The organism is Raineyella sp. LH-20, from assembly GCF_033110965.1.
Taxonomy (GTDB): Bacteria; Actinomycetota; Actinomycetes; order Propionibacteriales; family Propionibacteriaceae; genus Raineyella.
Genome location: NZ_CP137003.1, coordinates 2119940 through 2142681, shown reverse-complemented (window position 1 = coordinate 2142681; position 22742 = coordinate 2119940). Strand labels below are relative to the sequence as shown.

The 22742-nt window shown below is 69.2% G+C and carries 19 protein-coding genes and 1 riboswitch; of the genes, 8 read left to right on the top strand and 11 right to left on the bottom strand.

Annotated elements, in window-relative coordinates; genetic code table 11:
* Positions 1-117: 117 nt before the first annotated feature.
* The 4 genes from moeB to thiO all read right to left on the bottom strand — a co-directional run bounded on the left by moeB (position 118) and on the right by thiO (position 3599).
* Positions 118-1266, bottom strand: coding sequence for a molybdopterin-synthase adenylyltransferase MoeB (gene moeB, locus R0146_RS09340; RefSeq protein ID WP_317689019.1), 1149 nt, complete (start codon positions 1264-1266; stop codon positions 118-120).
* Positions 1263-2129, bottom strand: coding sequence for a thiazole synthase (locus R0146_RS09335; RefSeq protein WP_317689017.1), 867 nt, complete (start codon positions 2127-2129; stop codon positions 1263-1265). The genes moeB and R0146_RS09335 overlap by 4 nt, the downstream gene beginning before the upstream one ends.
* A 7-nt stretch (positions 2130-2136) precedes the next feature.
* A complete protein-coding gene (thiS, locus tag R0146_RS09330; protein WP_317689015.1) occupies positions 2137-2373 on the bottom strand; it encodes a sulfur carrier protein ThiS in 237 nt (78 codons plus the stop codon).
* Entirely contained in the window at positions 2370-3599 is a 1230-nt protein-coding gene (gene thiO / locus R0146_RS09325) for a glycine oxidase ThiO (RefSeq protein WP_317689014.1), read from the bottom strand. The genes thiS and thiO overlap by 4 nt, the downstream gene beginning before the upstream one ends.
* A riboswitch (TPP riboswitch) is annotated at positions 3592-3698 on the bottom strand. Its footprint overlaps the gene before it by 8 nt.
* 14 nt (positions 3699-3712) lie before the next feature.
* On the opposite strand from thiO, the gene thiE reads away from it, so the two are divergent.
* On the top strand, positions 3713-4396 hold the full coding sequence (thiE, locus tag R0146_RS09320) for a thiamine phosphate synthase (protein ID WP_317689012.1): 684 nt from the start codon (positions 3713-3715) through the stop codon (positions 4394-4396).
* 77 nt (positions 4397-4473) lie between these two features.
* Here the strand turns inward: thiE and R0146_RS09315 are convergent, their stop codons facing one another.
* The 3 genes from R0146_RS09315 to R0146_RS09305 all read right to left on the bottom strand — a co-directional run bounded on the left by R0146_RS09315 (position 4474) and on the right by R0146_RS09305 (position 7792).
* On the bottom strand, positions 4474-5172 hold the full coding sequence (locus R0146_RS09315) for an aggregation-promoting factor C-terminal-like domain-containing protein (protein ID WP_317689010.1): 699 nt from the start codon (positions 5170-5172) through the stop codon (positions 4474-4476).
* Positions 5173-5303: 131 nt separating this feature from the next.
* The gene (locus R0146_RS09310; protein WP_317689008.1) at positions 5304-6614 is read right to left on the bottom strand and encodes an RNA 5'-3' helicase PhoH2; all 1311 of its coding nucleotides are present in this window, start codon (positions 6612-6614) and stop codon (positions 5304-5306) included.
* Positions 6615-6982: 368 nt separating this feature from the next.
* Entirely contained in the window at positions 6983-7792 is an 810-nt protein-coding gene (locus R0146_RS09305) for an isoprenyl transferase (RefSeq protein WP_317689006.1), read from the bottom strand.
* A gap of 112 nt (positions 7793-7904) precedes the next feature.
* Here R0146_RS09305 and trhA point away from each other — a divergent pair, with 112 nt between their 5' ends.
* A complete protein-coding gene (gene trhA, locus R0146_RS09300; RefSeq protein ID WP_317689004.1) occupies positions 7905-8579 on the top strand; it encodes a PAQR family membrane homeostasis protein TrhA in 675 nt (224 codons plus the stop codon).
* Between the two features lie 103 nt (positions 8580-8682).
* Here trhA and R0146_RS09295 read toward each other — a convergent pair whose 3' ends face one another.
* Positions 8683-10509 carry a thioredoxin domain-containing protein gene (locus tag R0146_RS09295; RefSeq protein WP_317689002.1) on the bottom strand — a complete coding sequence of 609 codons (1827 nt, stop codon included), beginning with the start codon at positions 10507-10509 and terminating at the stop codon, positions 8683-8685.
* 194 nt (positions 10510-10703) lie between these two features.
* Positions 10704-11786, bottom strand: coding sequence for a PDDEXK nuclease domain-containing protein (locus tag R0146_RS09290; protein ID WP_317689000.1), 1083 nt, complete (start codon positions 11784-11786; stop codon positions 10704-10706).
* Between the two features lie 174 nt (positions 11787-11960).
* Between R0146_RS09290 and R0146_RS09285 the strand changes: the two genes are divergently transcribed.
* From R0146_RS09285 to R0146_RS09260, 6 genes are all read left to right on the top strand, one after another.
* Positions 11961-13415 carry a type I restriction-modification system subunit M gene (locus R0146_RS09285; protein ID WP_317688999.1) on the top strand — a complete coding sequence of 485 codons (1455 nt, stop codon included), beginning with the start codon at positions 11961-11963 and terminating at the stop codon, positions 13413-13415.
* Positions 13412-14566, top strand: coding sequence for a restriction endonuclease subunit S (locus R0146_RS09280; protein WP_317688996.1), 1155 nt, complete (start codon positions 13412-13414; stop codon positions 14564-14566). Before R0146_RS09285 ends, R0146_RS09280 begins: the two co-directional genes overlap by 4 nt.
* A complete protein-coding gene (locus R0146_RS09275) occupies positions 14566-14961 on the top strand; it encodes a winged helix-turn-helix domain-containing protein (RefSeq protein ID WP_317688993.1) in 396 nt (131 codons plus the stop codon). Before R0146_RS09280 ends, R0146_RS09275 begins: the two co-directional genes overlap by 1 nt.
* Positions 14962-15014: 53 nt before the next feature.
* Entirely contained in the window at positions 15015-16517 is a 1503-nt protein-coding gene (locus R0146_RS09270) for an IS1634 family transposase (protein ID WP_317688991.1), read from the top strand.
* Entirely contained in the window at positions 16507-17109 is a 603-nt protein-coding gene (locus R0146_RS09265) for a restriction endonuclease (protein WP_317688988.1), read from the top strand. The genes R0146_RS09270 and R0146_RS09265 overlap by 11 nt, the downstream gene beginning before the upstream one ends.
* 127 nt (positions 17110-17236) lie before the next feature.
* Positions 17237-20587, top strand: a complete 3351-nt coding sequence (locus R0146_RS09260) for a DEAD/DEAH box helicase family protein (RefSeq protein WP_317688986.1) — start codon at positions 17237-17239, stop codon at positions 20585-20587.
* Between the two features lie 88 nt (positions 20588-20675).
* Here R0146_RS09260 and R0146_RS09255 read toward each other — a convergent pair whose 3' ends face one another.
* Positions 20676-22115, bottom strand: a complete 1440-nt coding sequence (locus tag R0146_RS09255) for a DUF7168 domain-containing protein (protein WP_317688985.1) — start codon at positions 22113-22115, stop codon at positions 20676-20678.
* Positions 22112-22729 carry a hypothetical protein gene (locus R0146_RS09250; RefSeq protein WP_317688983.1) on the bottom strand — a complete coding sequence of 206 codons (618 nt, stop codon included), beginning with the start codon at positions 22727-22729 and terminating at the stop codon, positions 22112-22114. Before R0146_RS09250 ends, R0146_RS09255 begins: the two co-directional genes overlap by 4 nt.
* Positions 22730-22742 lie beyond the last annotated feature (13 nt).

The following is a 22742-nucleotide window of genomic DNA, read 5'->3' as shown; positions in this document are numbered from 1 at the left end:
CGGGCGAGAGTGCACACCGCAGCACGAGTCTCTTGGTACGCCGGCCTCTCGATACGCCGATACGCCGGTCTGCCGAGGCCAGCTCCGCTATCAGAGTCGGCCGCTCCCGAAGCCCCGTCAGTACGCCGGTCCGCCGAACTCCCGGCTCCAGGCCAGCACTCCCCCGGTCATGTTCCGCACCCGCACCCCGTCGGGAGCCTGGTCCTGCAACACGCCGACGGCCTGCGCCGACCGTACGCCCGACCGGCAGTAGACGATCACCTCGCGGGCGCCGTCCACCGCCGCGGCGACCGACGCCCAGCCGCCCGTACGCACCTGGTCGAGCGGCACCCACCGGTCGTCCGGCACGGTGACGATCCGGCGCTCCCACTCCTCACGGACGTCCAGCAGCACCGGGGCGGCGCCCTCACGGCGGGCCGCGGCCACCTCGGTGACGGTGACGGAGTCGACCCGCGGCTGGGCGGTCGCGGCGCAGGCCTCGATCGCCTCGGTCAGCTCGGTCACCGGCGGGCGGTCCGGGTCGGGGACGAGCCGCAGGGTGTGTTGCTCGGCGCGCAGCGCGTCGTGCACCAGCACCCGGCCGACCAGCGGCTCCCCGAGGCCACAGATCACCTTGATCGCCTCGGTGGCCATCGCCGACCCGATCGACCCACACAGCGCACCGAAGACGCCGCCGTCCGCACAGGACGGCACCGACCCGGCCGGCGGGATGTCCGGGAACAGGTCCCGCAGCATCGGCCCCTCACCGGGCCAGAACACGCTGACCTGTCCCTGGAACCGGAAGATCGACCCCCACACCAGCGGGGTGCCGGTCAGTTCGGCGGCGTCGTTGGCCAGGTAGCGGGTGCCGAAGTTGTCCGCCCCGTCGAGGACGAGGTCGTACGCCCCGAACAGCTCCAGCGCGTTGTCGCCGTCGAGACGGTCCACGTACGCCTCGACGTGCAGCGCGGGATCGAGCCGGAGCAGCGCGTCGCGGGCCGACTCGGCCTTCGGCCGGCCGAGGTCCTCGGTGCGGTGCAGCACCTGGCGCTGGAGGTTGGACAGGTCGACGACGTCGTCGTCGATCACGCCCAGGGTGCCCACCCCGGCGGCGGCGAGATAGAGCAGGGTCGGCGCGCCCAGACCCCCGGCACCGATCACCAGGACGCGGGCGGCCCGCAGCCGGCGCTGCCCCTCCTCCCCGACACCGGGCAGGGTGAGATGGCGGGCGTAGCGGCCCGCCTCGGCCGCGCTCAGCGGCGCGCCGGGCTCGACGAGTGGCTTCACAACGCGTCCTCCTCGCGGGATCCGGTGACCAGCCCTTCCAGCGGACTGGAGGCCAGGGCCAGCGTACGTCGCGGGATCCGGCCGGCGAGCCGAGCCCGGTGACCGGCGTCGACCGCCGCCCGCATCGCTGTGGCCATCCCGACCGGATCCTGGGCCCGGGTCACCGCGGTGGCCAGCAGCACCCCGTCGCAGCCGAGCTCCATCGCGAGGCAGGCGTCGGAGGCGGTGCCGATGCCGGCGTCGAGGATGACCGGCACCCCGGCCCGGGAGACGATCAGACCGATGTTGTGCGGGTTGAGGATGCCCAGACCGGTGCCGATCGGAGCGCCGGCCGGCATCACCGCGGCGACCCCGAGGTCCTCCAGCCGGTGGGCCAGGGCGGGGTCGTCGTTGGTGTAGGCGAGCACGACGAACCCACGCCCGACGAGGTCCTCGGCGGCCCGGGAGAGCTCCACCGGATCAGGCAACAGGGTGTCCTCGTCGGCGATCACTTCGAGCTTCACCCAGTCGGTCTCCAGCGCCTCGCGGGCGAGTTCGGCGGTGAGGATCGCGTCGCGGGCGGTGTAACAGCCGGCGGTGTTGGGCAGGGCGCTGATCCCGAGCCGGTCGAGCAGCGCGAAGATCGACTCGCGGCCGCCCGTCCCGTACCGCCGCATCGCGACGGTGGTCAGCTCGGTACCGGAGGCGACCAGCGCCTTCTCCAGGGTCGCCATCGAGGTGGCGCCGCCGGTGCCCATGACGAGGCGGGAGCCGAAGGACCGCCCGCCGAGGACGAGCGAGGCGGCCGCGTCGCCGACCGGGAGACCTGGATCATCGGCAGGGACGCGGGGATCGCCGGCAGGGCCGGCGGACGCGGTGGTCATGGTGCTCCTAGCCGCCCTGGACGGCGGTGACGATGTCGATCTGTTGGCCGTCGGCGAGCAGGGTGCGGGCCCAGCTGCCGCGCGGCACCACGGCCCGATCGATCGCGACGGCCAGCCCGAGCCGGTCGCCGTCGAGCGGGCGGCCGTCGGGCCCGAGCGGACGGCCGGTGCGGGCGGCGATGAGGTCGAGGACGGTCTCCCCGTCCCGGGGAACGTACGCCTCCCCGTTCACGGTGGTGGTCATCGGCCCGCCGCCTGGGCGAAGCGGCTTGGGTGGACCGCACCGGCCGTCTCCGGTTCCGTGCCGCGGCCGGTCACCAGATCGGCCCCGAGGCGGGCGCCGAGGGCGCTGAGCAGGATGCCGTGGCGGAAGTACCCGGTGGAGATCGTCAGGCCGGGGGCCACCCGACCAATCAACGGCACGTCGTCGGGGGTGCCGGGCCGGGCCCGGGCGGTGACCTCGAGCACCTCGCACTCCAGCACCCCGGGGACCAGGCGCTGCGCGTCACGGAGCAGTTGGTACACCCCGCCGACGCTCGGGCCGGACAGGCCGTCCTCGCGCGAGGTCGCGCCGATCACCACCGTGCCGTCCTCGCGCGGCACCAGGTAGACGGGGACGCCGTGCACCAGTCCGCGGATCGTACGGGTGATCAGCGGTCGCAGCCGCTCGGGCACCCTCACCCGCAGGATGTCGCCCCACACGGGGCGCAACGGGAGGTCCAGGTCGTCCGGCAGCCCGGTCAGGTCTCCGGAGGCGAGCCCGGCGGCGACGAGCACCTCGTCGGCTGCGAGGGTGCGGCCGTCCGCGAGGCGTACGCCACCGACCCGCCGCGCGGCGCCCGCTTCCCCGCCGCTCTCCGGCCCGGTCCACCACACTCCGTCCACCCGCTGCCGGACGACGGTGCCACGCTGCTCGAGCACCTCCAGCAGGGCGGCCATCATCCGGCGAGGATCGACCTGGTGGTCGTCGGGGATATGCACCGCGCCGACCACGCCCGGTCCCAGGGCCGGCTCGAGGGCGCGGGCGGCGGAGGAGGAGATCTCCTCGACGTCCAGGCCGAGACGGCGTTGGAGCACGACGAGGTCGGCCAGTGCCCGCCGATCGGCGCCGTCGCCGGCGCAGACCAGCGTCTCCGTGGTGAGGTGTCCGACCGGGCGTCCCACCGCGGCAGCGACCCGCCCGGCAATCCGGGGCCACAGCTGGGCGGCGGAAACCATCAGGCCGTAGAGGGTGGGTTGGTCCCAGACCACTTCGGAGGCCGGCGCGAGCATCCCCGCAGCGGCGAAGCTGGCGCCCGACATCGGGTCGGGGTCGCAGACGGTGACCGCCCATCCGGCGTCGAGGAGTTCCCAGGCGGTCGTCAGGCCGATGATGCCGGCGCCCACGACGATGACGGAACGTGACCCGGGAGCCGGGCGCGCCCCACTGGTCGGCTGCGATCCGGGATCGCCAGCACTCTGCTCACCCACGAGCATTCCTTTCCTACGGCGGCATGATCCGCATCAGGTGCAGCGGTCGGCACGTGGCCCTCTCAGCCCTCATCTCGTGGGGCTCCCGCGGAAGTCCTCCCTACTATAGGCCCGTGACCTCGTCGCCGACCCCCACCCCATTCCCCCCTCGATCCCCCCGTTCCCACCGGCTGGCCGCGCTGGACGCGGCGCGGCTCTACCTGTGCACCGACGCACGCACCGAGCAGGGCGACCTGGAGGCCTTCCTCCACGCGGCGTACGAGGGCGGCGTGGACATCATCCAACTGCGGGACAAGCGGCTGGAGGCGCGCGAGGAGATCGCAGCCCTGGGGCTTCTGGCCCGGATCGCCGCCGAACACGGTCGGATGTTCGCGGTGAACGACCGGGCCGACATCGCCCTGCTGGTCGGCGCCGACGTCTTCCACGTCGGGCAGGGCGACCTGACGACGGCGCAGGCCCGTACGGTCCTCGGTCCGGAGGTGGTGATCGGCCGCTCGACCCACAGCCTCGCCCAGGCACGCGAGGCAGCCGAGGATCCGGGGCTGGACTACTTCTGTGTCGGGCCGGTGTGGGCGACGCCCACCAAGCCCGGCCGCCCGGCGGTCGGGCTGGACCTGGTCGCCGATGCGGCCGAGATCGGGAACAAGCCGTGGTTCGCGATCGGCGGCATCGACGTCGAGCGGGTCGGCCAGGTGCGCGCCGCCGGCGCCGAGCGAGTGGTGGTGGTCCGGGCGATCACCCAGGCCGCTCGCCCACGGGACGCCGCGGCGATGCTGCGGAATGCCCTGGTGGGATGACAGCCGTCCCCGCCGGGAGCCGGCTCGCTGTCGGCCCGCTGATCGACAGCGGCTGCGGGCTCCCCTACTGACCCGACTCAGTACCAGCCGTGGGCCGACTTGAACGACCAGGCCTGGCACGGGGTGCCGTAGCGTTCCTTGACGTAGCCCAGCCCCCAGCGGATCTGGGTGACGGGGTTGGTGCGCCAGTCCGATCCGGCGGAGGCCATCTTCGAGCCGGGCAACGCCTGCGGGATGCCGTACGCCCCGGACGACGGGTTGGTCGCCTTCGGGTTCCACTCCGACTCGTGCATGATGATCTGGTCGTAGCACTGGAACTGTGCCGCACCCCAGCCGAACTCGGCCTGGGCCATCGTCCGGCCGATGTCACGGGGCGCGCCGGTGTAGGACGATCCTCCGCTGCTCGCCGCAGCCTTGGCGGCCGCTGCCTTGGCGGCCTTCTCCGCGGCCGCTCTCGCGTCGGCCTTCGCCTGGTCGCTCAACGCCTGCTGGTTGGCACCGATCGCTGCGGCCAACTGTTGCTGGGCGGCGACCCGGTCCCCGGCGATCCGGTCCACCGCCGGACGGTCGAGGTCGCGGGAGTCCTGAGCGGCCCGCGCCGCGAGATCCTCGGCGGTGGGAGTGGGCGCGTCGGTCGCGGCAGCGGCGACCACCGGTGGGGCCGGGACGGCTTCGAGGGACGACTGTCGGTTCAGCACCAGGGGTACCGCGACGGCCGCGGCCAGGACACCGGACGCGGCTGCGGTCGCCAGCAGGGGGGCACGACGTACATTCATCGTGACCATCCTGTGACATTTACCGAACTGTTATCAAATCCGGGCCGGTGATGGTGCCGCCAGGATGAACGCTCCGGGCGGCACCATCACCCCGCAGTATCAGGGCGCGACGACCTCGGTGATGAGATCGGTCACACCAGCGGATCCTCCAGGAGTTCGGTGACCAGGGCGGCGATCGGCGACCGCTCGGAGCGGTTCAGCTTCACGTGCGCGAACAGCGGGTGGCCCTTGAGCTTCTCGACCACCGCCACGATGCCGTCGTGCCGGCCGACCCGCAGGTTGTCACGCTGGGCGACGTCGTGGGTCAGCACCACCCGCGAGTTCTGGCCCACCCGGCTGAGCACGGTCAGTAGCACGTTGCGTTCCAGCGACTGCGCCTCGTCGACGATCACGAAGGCGTCATGCAGGGAACGACCGCGGATGTGGGTCAGCGGCAGCACCTCCAGCAGCCCGCGGTCGAGCACCTCGTCGATGACGTGGCGATGGGCGACCGCGCCGAGGGTGTCGAAGACCGCCTGCGCCCAGGGCGCCATCTTCTCCCCCTCGCTGCCGGGCAGATAGCCGAGCTCCTGGCCGCCCACCGCGTACAGCGGCCGGAAGACGACCACCTTCTCGTGCTGACCGCGCTCCAGCACCGCCTCCAGGCCGGCGCACAGCGCCAGCGCGGACTTGCCGGTGCCGGCCCGGCCGCCCAGCGAGACGATGCCGACGCTCGGGTCGAGCAGCAGGTCGAGGGCGATCTTCTGTTCGGCCGAGCGGCCGTGGATCCCGAAGGCCTGCACCTCGGGGCGGACCAGCCGGACCTGCTTGCCGGGGGTGACCCGGCCGAGCGCCGAGGACCCGCCGCCGAGCAGCACCAGACCGGTGTGGCAGGGCAGCTCGCGGGCCGCGTCGAGATCGATCGTCCCCTCCTCGTAGAGGCGGGACAGATCGCCCGGGGCGACATCGAGCTCGGTCATCCCGGTCCAGCCGGTGTCGGTGACCAGCTCGTTGCGGTACTCGTCGGCCTCCAGACCGACCGCGGACGCCTTGACCCGCAGCGGCAGGTCCTTGGAGACCAAGGTGACGTCGGCACCCTCGGCCTGGTAGTTCATCGCCACGGCGAGGATGCGCGAGTCGTTGTCGCCCAGCCGGAAGCCGACCGGCAGCCGCTCGGGATCGGTGTGGTTGAGCTCGACGTGGAGCGTCCCGCCCTGGTCGTTGACCGGCACCGGGGCGCCCAGTTGGCCGTACTGCACCCGCAGGTCGTCCAGGAAGCGCAGCGCGGCCCGGGCGAAGTAGCCCAGTTCCGGATGGTGGCGTTTCGCCTCCAGCTCGGTGATCACCACGATCGGGACGACGACGTTGTGTTCCTCGAATCGGGAGAGAGCCCGCGGATCACTGAGCAGCACCGAGGTGTCGATCACGTAGGTGCGACGCCCGGCTGAGGTGGTCTCGTGCACGATGTTTCCCTTCCGACATGGCCGCGCGCCAGTCACGCCCGGCCATGCAGCTACGTGGATGGCCGGAAGACCGCGGTGCCTTCGGAAAGGTCCCGCATCGATGGTCCGCAGGGGGTCATCAATGTTCCTTCCGTACGGGTGGCTTCCCCTCCGCCCGTACGAACAACGTAGCCACGTGGACAACCTGTCGACGTTCACGGCGTCGGTGTGGCGGGAATTTCACCAGCCGTTAATCCGGCACCCACCGGACCGTCACAGGACCGTCATCGGTCCGGGGTTGACGTCACGGTTGACGTCCCGACCGTTGGGGCGTCGACCGGTGAGACGCCGGCAGGTGCAACGCCGGCCGCCGACGCGTACGACGCCGCTCAGCGACCGTAGCGGCGCTCCCGCTGGGCGTACGACCGCAGGGCGCGGATGAAGTCGACCTTGCGGAAGTCGGGCCACAGCGCCTCACAGAAGTAGAACTCGCTGTGCGCCGACTGCCACATCAGGAAGCCCGACAGCCGCTGCTCCCCCGAGGTGCGGATGATCAGGTCCGGGTCCGGCTGGCCGGCGGTGTAGAGGTGCTCGCCGATCTCGTCGATGTCGAGGGTCTCGGCGACCTCCTGGATCGTACGACCCTCGGCAGCCTTCTCCCGCAGCAGCTCGCGGACCGCGTCACGCAGCTCCTGACGGCCGCCGTACGACACCGCGACGTTGATGTGCATGCCGTCGGAGTCGACGGTGGCCCGCTCCACCGCCCGCAGCCGGTCGGCCACGGCGCACGGCAGCAGATCCAGCGCCCCGACCGGCTGCACCCGCCAGCGTCCGGTGGCGGCCATGCCCTCCACCAGGTCGGCGATCACCTCCAGCAGCGGTTCCAGTTCCTCGGACGCCGCGCGGCGCAGGTTGTCAGTCGACAGCACCCACAGGGTGACGACCGGGATGCCGACCTCGTCGCACCATTCGACGAACTCCTCCAGCTTCGCCGCCCCCGCCCGGTAGCCGGTGACCAGCGGCTGACCCGGCGCGTTCGCCCGTGCCCAGCGCCGGTTGCCGTCGGCCAGCACGGCCACGTGCTGCGGAAGGGCCGTCGGATCGAGCTCCGCCGTCAGCCGGTGCTCGTAGGTCGAGTACAGCAAGGTGGCGGGGTGCAGTCGGTCGACCAGCTCACGGAGGCTGTCGAGTCGGGACATGGGTCAAGCCTAACGAGGTCGATGCTGCGGACCGATTCGGATCCGGCCCCCCGCCGACTACAGTAACTTACGAGTCCGTAGCCTACGGGCACGTAGCCTCAGGAGGCGTTCGATGCCAGGACCCCAACTCACCCGGCCCGTCGACTTCGCCGGTCCGGCGAAGCCCGTGGTCCGCGGCTGGATCCACACCGTGATGGCGCCGTTGATGCTGCTCACCGGCATCGGCCTGCTGATCTGGGCGCCGGATCTGCCGGTCCGCGCTGCCGTCGCGGTGTACATGCTCTCCGCGCTGGAGCTGTTCGGCTGTTCGGCGCTCTACCACCGGTTCTACTGGAGCCCCGCGGCCACTGCGGTGCTGCGCCGGCTGGACCACTCCAACATCTTCGTCTTCATCGCCGGCACCTACACCCCGCTGGCGGTGACGATGCTGCAGGGGACCGGCCGCGTCTTGCTGCTGTCGATCGTCTGGGGGACCGCGGTGCTGGGCGTGCTGTTCCGCGTCTTCTGGCTCTCCGCGCCGCGCTGGCTCTACACCGTGCTCTACATCGTGATGGGCTGGACGGCCGTGTGGTGGCTGCCGACGTTCTGGCGGGTCGGCGGGCCGGGTGTGGTCGTCCTGCTGATGGCCGGCGGTCTGGTGTACACGGCGGGCGCGGTGGTCTACGCCCGCAAGTCACCCGACCCGAGCCCCCGATGGTTCGGCTACCACGAGATCTTCCACGCCGCCACCGCGGTGGCCGCGATCTGCCACGCGGTGGCCATCGGCCTGGCGATCGCCCGGGCCTGACGTTCGATCAGGCCCAGCTCAATCAGGCCCAGCTCGATCAGGCCCAGCTCGATCAAACACTGCCCGGGCGGGCGTCCCGGGGCACTCAGGCGTCCCGGGGCACTCAGGCGTCCTGGACGAGCCGGTCCACCGTGTCGGCCAGTGCCGTCCCGGCGAACCGCGGCGCGGTCCGCAGCAGCTGTGCCTGGGTGCGCACCGCCCGGTCGGCCCGGGCGTCGTACGTCTCCTCGCCGGTCACCCGGGTGAGCTGACGCAGCGCCGCCACCATCGCCGACGCCCCTGACGGGGTCGCGTTGTCGTCCATCGCCCGCGGTCGCATCCACAGCCCGGCAGCGTCGTCGGCGGTGTCCCACCAACCACCGTCACCGGCAGCGAAGTGCTCCTCGGCCAGTGCCACCAGGTCCCGGGCACGGTCCGCCCAGACGGATTCCCCAGTGGCCTCGGCGAGCAGGCCGTACGCCTCCGCGAGGGCACCGTGGTCGTCCAACGTCGCGGGCGCCTCGGAGACCACGCCGTCGCGGCTCACCCGGCGCAGGCGCCCGTCCACCCGATGGACGTCCCAGACCACCTCGGCGGCCCGCCGTGCCGCCTGGAGCCAGGCCGGGCGGTCGAGCCACCGGGCGGCACGGACCAGCCCCGACACCATCCAGCCGTTCCAGGAGGCGACGACCTTGTCGTCCCTAGCGGGTGCGGCACGGTGCTGCCGCACTTCGGCGAGCACGGCCCGGGCCCGCTGGTAGAGGCGTACGCCACCGGCGCCGTACGACTCGGGGTCGGCCGGCAGCTGCAGCGTGGAGGCGTAGCCCTCGAAGGTGCCCGGATCGGTGACGTGGAACATCCGCAGCACGTCGTGGTAGTCCGCGTCGCCGAGGATCTGCTGGATCTGGGCCGGGTTCCAGATGTAGTACTCCCCCTCACTCGGCTGGCCGAGCGGGTCGGCGGAGTCGGCGTCCAGGGCCGCGGCGAAGGCACCCTCCGGGGTGGTCATCTCCCGGACCAGCCAGTCGACCAGGTCGTCGGCCACCCGGGTGAACAGGGCCTTCCGCGGGCCTTTGACGAGGGTGGCGGCGTGAGCGTACGCCGGCAGCAGCAGCGCGTTGTCGTAGAGCATCTTCTCGAAGTGCGGCACCACCCACTGGGCATCGACGCTGTAGCGGTGGAACCCGCCGCCGATCTGGTCGCACAGGCCACCGCGGGCCATCGCCTCGAGCGAATCGAAGGCCATCTCGGCGGCCTGCTCACGCTGGTGGCGCGGCAGGGCATCGGCCTGTGAGATCCGCAGCAGCGCCTCGTGCACCATCGCGGTGGGGAACTTCGGCGCCCGGCCGAACCCACCGTCAACCGGGTCGTACTCCGGCAGCAGCCGGTCCCACGCCATCTCGACGTCCTCGGCGCCCAGGGTGGCCGGGATCATCGCCGCGGTGAGGACCGTGCTGTTGGTGACGTGGTCGACCACCTCGTGGGCGGAGTCGACGACGGCGTCGCGCTGCTCGGTCCAGGCCCGGGTCACCGCGTCCAGCAGCTGCCGGAAGCTCGGCATGCCCTGGCGGGGCTCCGGTGGGTAGTAGGTGCCCGCCTGGAACGGCTCGCCGTCGGGGGTGCAGAAGACGGTCATCGGCCAGCCGACCTGCCCGCTCAGCGCCTGCGCGGCGTACATGTAGACGGCGTCGACGTCGGGCCGTTCCTCGCGGTCGACCTTGACGGCGACGAAGTGCTCGTTGATCAGCCGGGCCGTCTGGCGGTCCTCGAACGACTCGTGGGCCATCACGTGGCACCAGTGGCAGGACGCGTAGCCGACCGACAGCAGGATCGGTACGTCGCGCCGACGGGCTTCCTCGAACGCTTCCGCTCCCCAGGGCTGCCAGTCCACGGGGTTGCTCGCGTGCTGGAGCAGGTACGGGCTGATCGCGCCGGCCAGTCTGTTCGCCATGTCCTGTCGCTCCTACCAGTGCGAGCTCGCGGGGTTGTCGTTCAGTGATGCTAGTTCAGGGGTCGGCCTCAGCTCACCACCGACCTTCTCCTCCCAGCCACAGCAGCGACGGGAGGCGAGGTGACGGAGATTGTGGTGTGTGCCAGCGTCACCACAATCTGCGGGATGAGCTGTCCAGCCGCCAACTGGACAGCTCAGTCGACGCCGAGCTGCGATGGCAGCTGACGTCGCACGAGCCGCTCGCGGGCGCTGCGGAGCATGGCTTGTAGCCGCGCTTCAAGTTCGTGCTTGGGCGGCAGTGCGGTCCAGTACTCGGCTACGACGATGCCGTCCTTGTGCATCTCCAGGAGTTCGATCTGTTCGCGGCTGGCCTCGGTGCAGAGGATCAGGCCGATCGGCGCCTCCTCCCCCTCCTTCCGCTCGTACCGGTCGAGCCATTTCAAGTAGAGCTTCATCTGGCCTTCGTGCCGCGCATCGAACTCACCGATCTTGAGTTCGACGGCGACCAGTCGCTTCAGCGACCGGTGGTAGAGCAGTAGGTCGAGATGGAAGTCCTTGTCATCGATGACCATGCGCTTCTGGCGTTCGACGAACGTGAAGCCGGTGCCGACCTCCAGTAGGAACGCCTCCAGGTCCCGCAGGATCGCCGCCTCCAGGTCTGCCTCGGCGAAGCCATCATGGAGACCAAGGAAGTCGAGCAGGTACGGATCACTGAAGGTGTCGACCGGAACCATCGAGCCTGGCCCGATCTGGGAATCGGCGATCTCGCGACGCTCGTAGGCCTTCCGCTGGATCGCACGTCGCAGCTCCCTGACAGTCCATCGCCCAGCAGCTGCTTCCCGAGCGTAAAAGCCCCGGGCATCGGCACTCCGCAGAGGCAGGAGTGCTAAGAAGTGAGACCAACTCAATTTCTGTGACAGCGTCACCAGAATCTCGGTGTCGGGGAACAACCTGGCGAACTTGACCATCCGGTTGAGGTTCGGCTCGTCGAAGCCCCTACCGAAGCGAGCGGTCAATTCCTGTGACAGTGTCACCAGAGTCTGCGCCCCATACTCAGCCCGCTCCTCGTTGAGCACTTCGGAGTCGATGATCGCGCCCACCCGCCAGTAGGTCATCGTCAGAGTCGCGTTGGCGTACGAGGCGATCGCCTCGCGAGCTTGGTCGATGAGCGACGACAACTGCTCGACCAAGTCCTCCCCCGTTGCAGGCGCGCCCGTCGGTGGGCGACATGAAGGGCTGCTGTCACGCTCCGGGTTCGACGGCGTGGACTCTCTCATGCCTGAAGTCTCCCAGTCAGCACCGACATCACCCGGGAGATGTGCGCCCGAGAGATCCACAGGAGGCTGAGCCCCAGCGCCGCACCAACCTCGCCCCGCACGCCGTCGGCTCGCCGGGACGGCAACCACCCCGCGTCCGGACGAGCGGCCGCATGCGGGATATAAGGTTCCGTCGTGATCACCGGTGAGCTGAGGAGCAGGATCGACCGCATCTGGGACGCTTTCTGGTCCGGCGGCATCAGCAACCCGCTCGAAGTGATCGAGCAGATCACTTACCTGCTGTTCATCCGCCGCCTCGACGACATCCAGACGCTGGCCGAGAAGAAGGCCCGCGTCACCGGCGGCGAGATCGCACGTCCGGTGTTCCGGCCCAACCAGCAACACCTGCGCTGGAGCCAGTTCAAGAACTCTTCGCCCGAGGTGATGTACACGACCGTCGCCGGCCAGGTCTTCCCGTTCCTGCGCGGCCTGGGTGACGGGACGACCTACAGCGGGCACATGAAGGACGCGCGCTTCACCATCCCGACCCCGGCGCTACTGAGCAAGGTCGTCGACATGCTCGCCGACATTCCCATGGCCGACCGGGACACGAACGGCGACCTGTACGAGTACCTGCTTGCCAAGATCGCCGCGGCCGGCGTCAACGGGCAGTTCCGTACGCCGCGCCACATCATCGACCTGATGGTTCGGATGACCGCGCCACGGCCCGGCGACGAGATCTGCGACCCGGCGTGCGGCACGGCCGGCTTCCTCGTCGCCGCGAGCGAGTACGTCCGCCACACCCATGCCGAGGCCCTGCTCGATCGGGCCCAACGGTCACAGTTCCACGCGTCGATGTTCCACGGCTACGACTTCGACTCCACGATGCTGCGCATCGGCAGCATGAACATGCTGCTGCACGGCATCGACTCCCCCGACATCCGCTATCGCGACTCCCTCTCCGAGGGCGCAAGCGAGGACGCCGAGAAGTACACGTTGATCCTCGCCAATCCGCCCTTCGCCGGGTCACTGGACTACGAGGCCACCTCGAAGGACCTGCAGCGGGTCGTCAAGACCAAGAAGACCGAGTTGCTGTTCCTCGCCCTCTTCCTGAAACTGCTCAAGCCCGGCGGCCGAGCCGCGGTCATCGTGCCCGACGGCGTACTCTTCGGGTCGTCGAAGGCCCACAAGACGCTTCGTCAAACGCTGGTCGAGGACCAGAAGCTCGACGCCGTCGTGAAGCTGCCCTCCGGCGTCTTTCGGCCGTACGCAGGCGTCTCGACCGCGATCCTGCTCTTCACCAAGACCAACTCCGGCGGCACCGACGACGTCTGGTTCTACGACGTCCGGGCCGACGGCTTCTCCCTGGACGACAAGCGCAACCCGGTCGAGGCCAACGACCTGCCCGATGTGCTTACCCGCTGGGGCGACCTCGCTGGCGAGAAGGACCGGGCCCGCACCGAGCAGTCCTTCCTCGTCCCGAAGGCCGACATCGTCGCCCAGGGCTACGACCTCTCCCTGAACCGCTACAAGGAGATCGAGTACGACGAGGTCGAGCACCGCCCGCCGCTTGAGATCATCGCCGACATCGAACAGTTGGAGGGCGAGATCGCCCAGGGCCTCGCCAAGCTGAAGGCGACTCTCTCGTGAAGACCGTTGCCCTCGGCGAGATTGCCGAGGTTGTCTCCGGCGCGACTCCGAAAACCGGCGTCGCTGAGTTCTGGGACGGGGACGTCGAATGGGCTACTCCCGCAGACCTCAGCAAACTCGACGGGGCGTACATCTCGACAACCCCGCGGAAGATCACCCAGGCTGGCGTCCGAAGCTGCGCGACAACCATCTTGCCCAAGGGCTCGGTGCTCCTCAGCTCGCGCGCACCGATCGGGCACGTCGCTATCAACACGGTCCCGATGGCGACAAATCAGGGATTCAAGAGCTTGGTGCCCGGGCCCGGTCTCGACGCGAAGTACCTGTATCACTGGCTGAGGTCGAAGACCGACTACCTCCAGTCACTTGGCAACGGCGCCACATTCAAGGAGCTGTCGAGAAAGACGACCGAGAAGATCCCGGTTCCCCTGCCATCCCTTACCGAGCAGCGCCGAATCGCCGCGATCCTCGACCAAGCCGACGCCCTGCGGACCAAGCGCCGCCAGGTCCTCGCGCACCTCGATTCCCTCACTCAGGCCATGTTCCATGACATGTTCGGCGACCCAGTCACGAACAGCCGCGGGTTGCCGACAGCCGCCATCGGTGATCTTGCGGAAGTCGTCACGGGAAACTCCCCGTCGCGGGCCGAAGCGAGCAACTTCGGGCAGTCCATTGAGTGGATCAAGTCCGACAACTTGGGCGGCGACACCGCAACACGCGCTGACGAGTGGCTGTCGGAGCATGGTCGGGCAAGGGCTCGGATCGCGCCGACAGGCTCCATCCTCGTGACGTGCATCGCTGGAAGTCCAACGAGCATCGGCAAGGCCTCGCTTGTTGACCGCGACGTGGCCTTCAACCAACAGATCAACGCCATCCTGCCGTCTCCGCGCGTGATGGCGGCGTTCCTTCTCGGCCAGCTCAAGGTGTCGCCTCAACTTGTCCGCGCGAAGTCGACGGGCGGCATGAAGGGTCTCGTCAACAAGTCGTCGTTCCAATCAATTCGGGTTCTGTACCCCACCTCCGACTCTCAGCACGAGTTCGCCCAGCGTGTCGCTGCGATGACCAGCCAGCGCTCCATCGCCGCGCGTGCCCTCACATACTGTGAGGAACTCTTCGCTTCTCTCCAGTCCCGCGCCTTCCGAGGAGACCTCTGATGACCGTTCCCACCTGGGATCAGTACATGGCACCTTCCTTGCGGGTTCTCTCCGACGGGGAGGTGCAGCGCGCGCGAGAGATCGTCGAGGCTGCAGCCGACCTGCTCGGTGTCACAGCTGAACAGCGCCAGATTCTGATCCCGTCCGGCCAGCAGCAATACCGCAATCGTGGCAACTGGGCACTGTCCTATCTCTCCAGAGTGAGTGCGGTCGAACGTCCTACGCGCGGCAACTATCGGATCACCGATGCCGGTCGAGAGCTTCTGGCGGAGCACCCCGACGGGATCACCGAGAAGCACCTGCGAGCGCTGCCCGGATATCCCCACGCATCACCCACATCGGACCCGACTTGCGCCACCCTGCCTGTTTTTGAGGACCGATGTGCTGGTGACTAGGGCTTACGTCTCGGGAAGTGTGCACTAAGAAGTCGCCCCGGTAGCCTGTCGGGGTGGGGTCGTTCGTGCGGAAGGTGAAGACCGCGTCCGGAGCGACCGCGGTCCAGATCGTGCACAAGCGCGGTAAGCAGCGCCTCGGTATCGACCACATCGGCTCGGCCCATGACCAGGCCGAACTCGAGTTGCTGTTGCAGGTCGCCCGCGAACGATTGGCGCTGGGCCAGGACCAGCTCGATCTAGGCTGGGAGCCTGCGGGTCGCCCGCCCGGCCAAGCAGTGGTCGAGTCGACCGCTTCCACGGTGTTGTGGGAAGCGCTCGTCGGGGTCTACGACCACCTCGGGTTCGACGTCCTGGCCGATGAGTGTTTCCGCCAGCTGGTCCTGGCGAGGGTCGTGGAACCGACCAGCAAGGCCGATTCGATCCGGGTCCTGGAGGGGCTGGGCATCACGCCGGCCTCGCTGCGCACGATCACCCGGGCTCTGCCGCGGATCAACAAGGGCGACTACCGCGACCAGCTTGCGACGGCCTGCTGGAGCCACGTCAGCGCCCATGGTGCTGTGGCCTTGGTCATGTATGACGTGACCACGCTGTACTTCGAGGCCGAGAACGAGGACTCGCTGCGCAAGGTCGGCATGTCCAAGGAACGCCGCGTCGACCCGCAGATCACCGTCGGACTACTGGTCGACCCCTCCGGCTTTCCCCTCGACCTGCACGTCTTCGAGGGCAACAAAGCAGAGACGACCACCCTCCTGCCCGTCATCGAAGCGTTCCAGGCCCGCCACCAGGTCAGTGATCTGGTCGTGGTCGCCGACGCCGGCATGCTGTCGGCGGCGAACCTGAACGCGCTGGAGGACGCCGGCTTCTCCTTCATCGTCGCCGCCCGGCAATCGAAGGCTCCCGCGGAGCTGGAGGACCATTTCGAGGCCCACGGCAACTACCTGGCCGACGGTGCGACGTTCGAGGTCACCCGCCCGATGGGTGTCGGGAAGGACCGGCGCGACCGCCGGGTCGTCTGGCACTACCTCGCCGCCAGGGCCCGGCGCGACCAGCAAACGCTGAATAAGCAGATCGAACGCGCCGAGAAGATCGCCACCGGCAAAGCACCCATCGGAAAACACCGCTTCATCAAGCTCGAGGGCGCCACCAAGGGCGTGGACTGGCCCCTGGTCGAGCGCGCCCGCGCAGCCGCGGGTTTCAAAGGGTACGTCTCAAACATCCCTGCCGTGACGCTGGACGGGCCGGCGGTCGTCGCGGCCTATCGGGACCTGTGGCACGTCGAGGCGTCGTTCAGGATGGCCAAATCCGACCTGGCCGCCCGCCCGATCTTCCACCACACCCGCGACTCGATCGAGGCCCACCTCACCGTCGTGTTCGCCGCCCTCGCCATCGCCCGCACGATCCAGGCCCGGACCGGTGTCTCGGTCAAGAAGTTCCTGCAGATCCTGCGGCCCCTGCACTCAGCGGTCATCAACACCGGCACCCAAACCATCACCATCCCGCCCGCCATCCCACCCGATGCCCAAGAAATCCTCGATACTCTCCAGGGTGGTCACTAAAGTGGCGCAACTCGGGTCGGAGGCTTTCCCCGGTACGACATCGCCCATCGAATCCGCCGACGAGGAAGACTCCGTGCTCGATCCCGAGGAGCAGATCGCGTCCGGTCTCGCCCGCATCACCGCGGACGTGGCAAACCAACTCCTCACCCGAATTCTGGCCCAAGACCCCGTGTTCTTCGAGCAGGCGGTCCTCGACCTTCTGATGGCGATGGGCTATGGCGGTGCCGAGGGCACAGCCACCCGTACCCAACTCTCGAACGACGGCGGCATCGACGGGATTATCGACCAGGATGCCCTCGGTCTGTCCCGGATCTACGTACAGGCCAAACGCTACGGCGCCGACAATCCCGTGGGCCGCGAGGCCATCCAGGCCTTCGTCGGAGCGCTGGCCGGCAACCAAGCCAACCAGGGTGTCTTCATCACGACGAGCAGATTCGCTCGGACAGCTATCACCTACGCCGAGTCCGTTGCCACCCGGGTGATCCTTATCGACGGAGAGCGCCTCGCCCGCCTGATGATCCGCTACGGTGTTGGCGTTCAGGTCAAGCAGCGCATTGAGATCGTCGAGATCGACGAGGACTTTTTCGAGTAGTCATGACGACCATTCGTTACGCTTTCTCCATGGCCCCCCGCACCGAACGTCGTGCCGTCGACGTCGTCGCGTCCGACAGGCTGCGTGGCACGGTCGGTGAACGCGCCCTCAACGAAGCCGGGCCCGTGTGACCAACTTCAGCTTCGTCTGCCAAACGCTCCCGTCGGTGCATGCCGACTGCGTCCGCGCCGAGTCCTACCTCGCCTCCGACCCTCGGTCGGCCTGCTTCTATGCCCGCCGCGTCGTCGAGGGGGTCGTCTCCTATCTCTACGACGTCCTTTCGCTGCGTACGCCCTACAAGAACGACCTGGCAGCCAAGATCGGCGATCCGGGGTTCAAGGCACAGGTGCCGCAGGGCATCACCGACAAGCTGACCATGATCCGCCGCCTCGCGAACACGGCGGTGCACGAGAACCGCCAGATCCGTCCCGACGTGTCGCTTGCGGTGCTGCGGGAGCTATTCCACGTCATGGTGTGGACGTCGTATCACCACTCCCCACACCCGGACGTCGTCCCGCTCCAGGTCCATTTCGATCCCACTCTCGCCGCGAAGGCCGCCCCGCTGTCACGCGAGGAGGTCGTACGGCTCGCGGCGAAGTTCAGGGCCCAGGACGAGGCGCACGCCACAGCGCTGGCAGAGAAGGACGAACTTCTCGCCGCCAATGAGTCCGAGATCGCTGCCCTCAAAGCCCAGATCGCCGCTGCGCAGGCGGCCGCGAAGCCGGACGACCGGGACTACAGCGAGGCGGACGCGCGCGACCTGTTCATCGACGTGCTGTTGCACGAAGCCGGCTGGCCACTGGACCAGCCGCGCGACCGGGAGTACGAAGTCACCGGCATGCCCAACGCCGAAGGCAAGGGCTACGTCGACTACGTCCTCTGGGGTGCCGACGGTCTACCGCTCGCCGTGGTCGAAGCGAAACGTACGACGAAGTCCCCCGAGGTGGGCCAGCAGCAGGCCACGCTGTACGCCGACTGCCTCGAGGCCCGGTTCGGCCGGCGGCCGGTCATCTTCTACACCAGTGGCTACGAGCATCGAATCTGGGACGACGCCGGCGGCTACCCGCCGCGGGAAGTCGACGGCTTCTACACCCGCGACGAGTTGGAACTGCTGATCCAGCGCCGCCAGACCAAGCTCCCGCTCTCGACCGCGACCGTGAACACCGACATCGCCGGACGGCCTTATCAGGTGCGGGCCATCAAGGCGATCGGCGACGCGTTCGACCGCAAGCAGCGCGAGGCGCTGCTGGTGATGGCCACCGGCGCTGGGAAGACCCGTACGGTCATTGCGCTGGTCGACCTGCTACAGAGGGCCAACTGGGTCAAGCGGGTGCTGTTCCTCGCCGACCGCACCGCCCTGGTCAATCAGGCCGCCAACGCCTTCAAGCAGCACCTCACCGGCTCGACCACGGTCAACCTCGTGACCGAGAAGGTCACCGACGGGCGGGTCTACGTGTCGACGTACCCGACGATGATGAACCTCATCGACGAGACCGACGACGGGCTGCGCCGCTTCGGGCCGGGCTACTTCGACCTGATCGTCATCGACGAGGCCCATCGGTCGGTGTACGCGAAGTACGGCGCGATCTTCGACTACTTCGACGCGATGCTCGTGGGCCTGACCGCGACCCCGAAGGACGAGGTCGACCACAACACCTACCGGCGCTTCCACCTCGAAGACGGCGTCCCCACCGACGTGTACGGCCTCGACGAAGCGGTCGACGCCGGCTATCTCGTGCCGCCCAAGGGACTCAGCGTCGGTACGCAGTTCCTCCGCTCGGGCATCAGGTACGACGACCTCACCGACGAGGAGAAGGACCAGTGGGACGCCCTCGACTGGGGCGAGGACGATCCGCCTGACGAAGTCGGCGCCGAGGAGCTGAATCGATTCCTCTTCAACGAGGACACCGTCGACAAGGTCCTCGAAACGCTCATGACGCAGGGTTACGCGGTGGCCGGCGGCGACCGCCTCGGCAAGACGATCATCTTCGCCAAGAGTCAGCGCCACGCCGCATTCATCGAGCAGCGGTTCAACCTCGCCTACCCCGAACTCGCCGGTCACTTCGCGCGGGTCATCACCCACGGCACCCCGTACGCCCAATCGCTCATCGACGACTTCTCGATCAAGGACAAAGCGCCCCACATCGCGATCAGCGTCGACATGCTCGACACCGGCATCGACGTCCCCGAGGTCGTCAACCTGGTGTTCTTCAAACAGGTGCGATCGAAGTCGAAGTTCTGGCAAATGATCGGCCGCGGCACCGGGCTGTGCCCTGACCTGTTCGGCCCAGGGGACGACAAGCGGGACTTCCTCGTCTTCGACTTCTGCGGCAACCTCGAGTACTTCGGCCAGGACCTGCCGGGCTCCGAGGGACAGCTCCAGAAGTCGCTCTCGCAGCGGCTCTTCGAGGCCCGACTCGGACTGATCACCGCGTTGGGCGAGGACCAGCCCGACCTGCGGACCTCGACGGCGGCGACACTGCACGAGATCGTCGCCGGGATGACCCTCGACAACTTCGTGGTCCGCAAGCACCGACAGGCCGTCCAGCGGTTCGCTGATGCCTCGGCGTGGGCGGCCCTGACTCGTGAGGATGCCGAGGTCGCGTGGACGTTGGCCGGGCTGCCGTCCTCGGTCCACGACGAGGACGAGGATGCCAAACGTTTCGATCTGCTGGTGCTGCAGCGCCAGCTCGCCCAACTGGACGACGACACCGCCCTCGCCGAGCGCCTCCGCGACACGATCCAGAACATCGCCGCCGCACTCCTGGGCAAGACCGCGATCCCCTCGGTGGCCGCGCAGGCGGTGCTGCTGGAATCCGTCGCCGGTGACCAGTGGTGGATCGACGTCACCCTCCCCATGCTGGAGGTCGCCCGCCTACGTCTGCGCGGGCTGGTGCGGTTCATCGAGAAGACGGCGCGCAATCCGGTGTACACCGACTTCGAGGACACCCTCCGTACGGGTGTCGAAGTCGCCCTCCCCGGCATCACGCCCGGCACCAACTTCGAGCGGTTCCGCGCGAAGGCGGAGGCGTACCTCCGCGGGCACCTCGACGCCCTCGCACTCCAACGCCTGCGCCGCAACAAACAGCTGACGCCGGCCGACCTGACCGCGCTGGAGCAGATGCTCGTCGCCTCCGGTGGCCAGGAGGCCGAGATCGCCTGGGCCAACCAGCAGACCGGCGGCCTCGGTGTCTTCGTCCGCGGTCTCGTCGGGCTCGACCACGCCGCTGCCATCGAAGCATTCGAGCGCTATCTCGACGGCACCAAGTTCACCGCCGACCAGATCCGATTCGTCAACCTCATCGTCGACGAGCTGACCAAGAACGGTGTCATGGAGCCTCAGCGCCTCTTCGAGTCTCCCTACACCGACCACGCCCCCACGGGCCCCGACTACTTCTTCCCCGATGCCGACGTAGAGGTCATCGTCGAGACGCTGCACGACATCACCCGCACCGCATGCCCCGAGGTCGTCGCATGAGGTTCTTTCGCAAGGGAGCGAGCGCCCAACGTCTACCGCGAACCCTGGCCAGGACCACGCGGGTTGGGCTGTTCGCCATGCCGCCGGCCTAGCGGCGGCGCTCCCCGGGCGGGCCGAGCAACTCGCCCCGGGCCCGGCCGACCGCCGCGCGCTGACCGGCCTCCCGGCCGGCCCTGGCCCCGGACTCGGACCAGGCGGACGGGCCGCGGTCGTTGCCGCGCCACCGTCCGGGACGGATCCGGTCGACCACCTGCTGGTGGAAGGCCCGCACCTGTTCCCGCTTCGCGGCCAGGACGATGGCCGTGCTGTGCAGCGCAGTGCTGTGCGTGCCTGCCGGGTCGGCGGGCGGCGGGACACCGGCACCGGTGGACACCGCCCGGTCGGCCTGTTCCTCGGCACGACGACGGGACTCGTCGAGGCGTTCCGCGATCGAGACGACGAAGCCCTCGTAGAAGGAGGTCTTCGCGGTCGACCAGTGCACCGGCACCTCCTCGACGCGACGCCCGTTCCGGCGCCGGGTGGTCGTCTGCTTCCACGCCCCGGTGGCCATCCAGCGGGTCCCGGCGGCGACCATCTGGGCCCGCAACGACTCATAGAGGGCGACCGTCATGGCGATGTCGGACGGCATCCCGTGGGCGTACATCCGGGTGGAGTCGCGGGCCAGCAGGAACTCGACGTCGTTGGCCCGGGCCACCGCCATGAAGAGACTGCAGTAGAGGCGCAGCCAGCGTTGGCCCGGCCGGCCGATCACCACGCTCTGTTCCTCTGGTAGTTCCGCGCCCTGCGCGGCCTCGCCGGCGGCTCGGTCCCGGGCCTGCAGCAGCGCCAGGTCGATCGCGTGCCGGGTGGCCAGTTCCTGGGCACGACTCACGAATGTCTCGGCCTCCGCCCGGTGCGTCGTCGCCTCCGCCTGGCGCAGGATCGCGGCGATCCGCTCGCGCCACACCGTCTGCTCCGCCGGCGCATGATCGGTCGCCAGCGCGAGCCCGAGCAGTCGGCCCTGCCCGGGGAACCCGAGCACCTCCAGTGCGTGCGTCATCCGCAGCCGGAACGACTCCCCATGCGGTCCGCCCTGCTGGGTCCCGCCGACGGCGACCAGGTGGTGGGCCAACTCGTGGACCACGATCAGTCCGCGCAGGGCCCAGGCGCCGCCGACCTCCGCGGTGGGCACGGCGATCTCCATCAACGGTGCCCGGTACTCGGCCCGGGTCGGGCCCTTCCGGGCGCGTACGTCCACCCGCGGCACCCCGAGGCGATCACACGCCGCATCACAGAAGCGGGCCACCTCCCGGACGTCACGGAACAGCGGGTCGGGCTCGGGCAGCCAGGTCATCCCGTCGAGACGTACGCTCCCGTCCTCGATCCACCGGATCAGCCGGTCCTCGGCGGCGTACAGCGCCGCGGTCTCCGTGGCCCACTCCGTCGGATCCGCCGGCTCCGGGCCAGGTGGCAGACCGTGTCGGGACGCCTCGGCGTCCGCGGTCGAGGCATCCCCGATCGATGCATCCGTCGCCCGTCCGCCGCTCATCGGGTCACCCCGCGGTGGCGCCAGCGGGCCCAGGCGCCCCAGGCCCGTTCCAGACCGACGGGCACCCCGGGCACTGGTTCGTCGTCGCGCCAGGAGCCGTCGGGGTCGACCTCGGGCAGCTCGGCGACCAGCTCCCGCGCCCGCGAGAGGGTCGCCAGATAGGCGTCCCGCTCGAAGGTCAGCCGTGCGGGCAGACCCCGGACCGGCGCGGCCCGGCCGGTGCCGCCGTTCTCCCACCGGAAGTCGGTCCACGTCGCTCGGCGCTCGTCGAGCGACACCCGGGCGGTCAGCCAGCCGCAGGCGATGTCGTCGTCGTACGGACAGACCAGCAGCGGGACCCGCCCCGGCGCCAGGTACCGGATCGGCGCGAACCCGCTGGGCAGTCGCAAGTCCTCGGTGCGACCGGCCAATTCGTCGAGCACCGGCGAGGTGCGCAGCAGCCACCATCCCTGCAGCGGGGTGACCAGCCCGGCGCCGTGGACGACCGCGACATCGAGCGGCACTCCGTCGACCAGCAACGCCACGTAGTGGGCGATCGGCACCTCGCGGGCGCCGAGACGCCCGGTCCGCCGCTCGGTGCGGACGGCGGGGCGGATGGTCAGCGAGTTCGTCACGGTCGTCATTGTG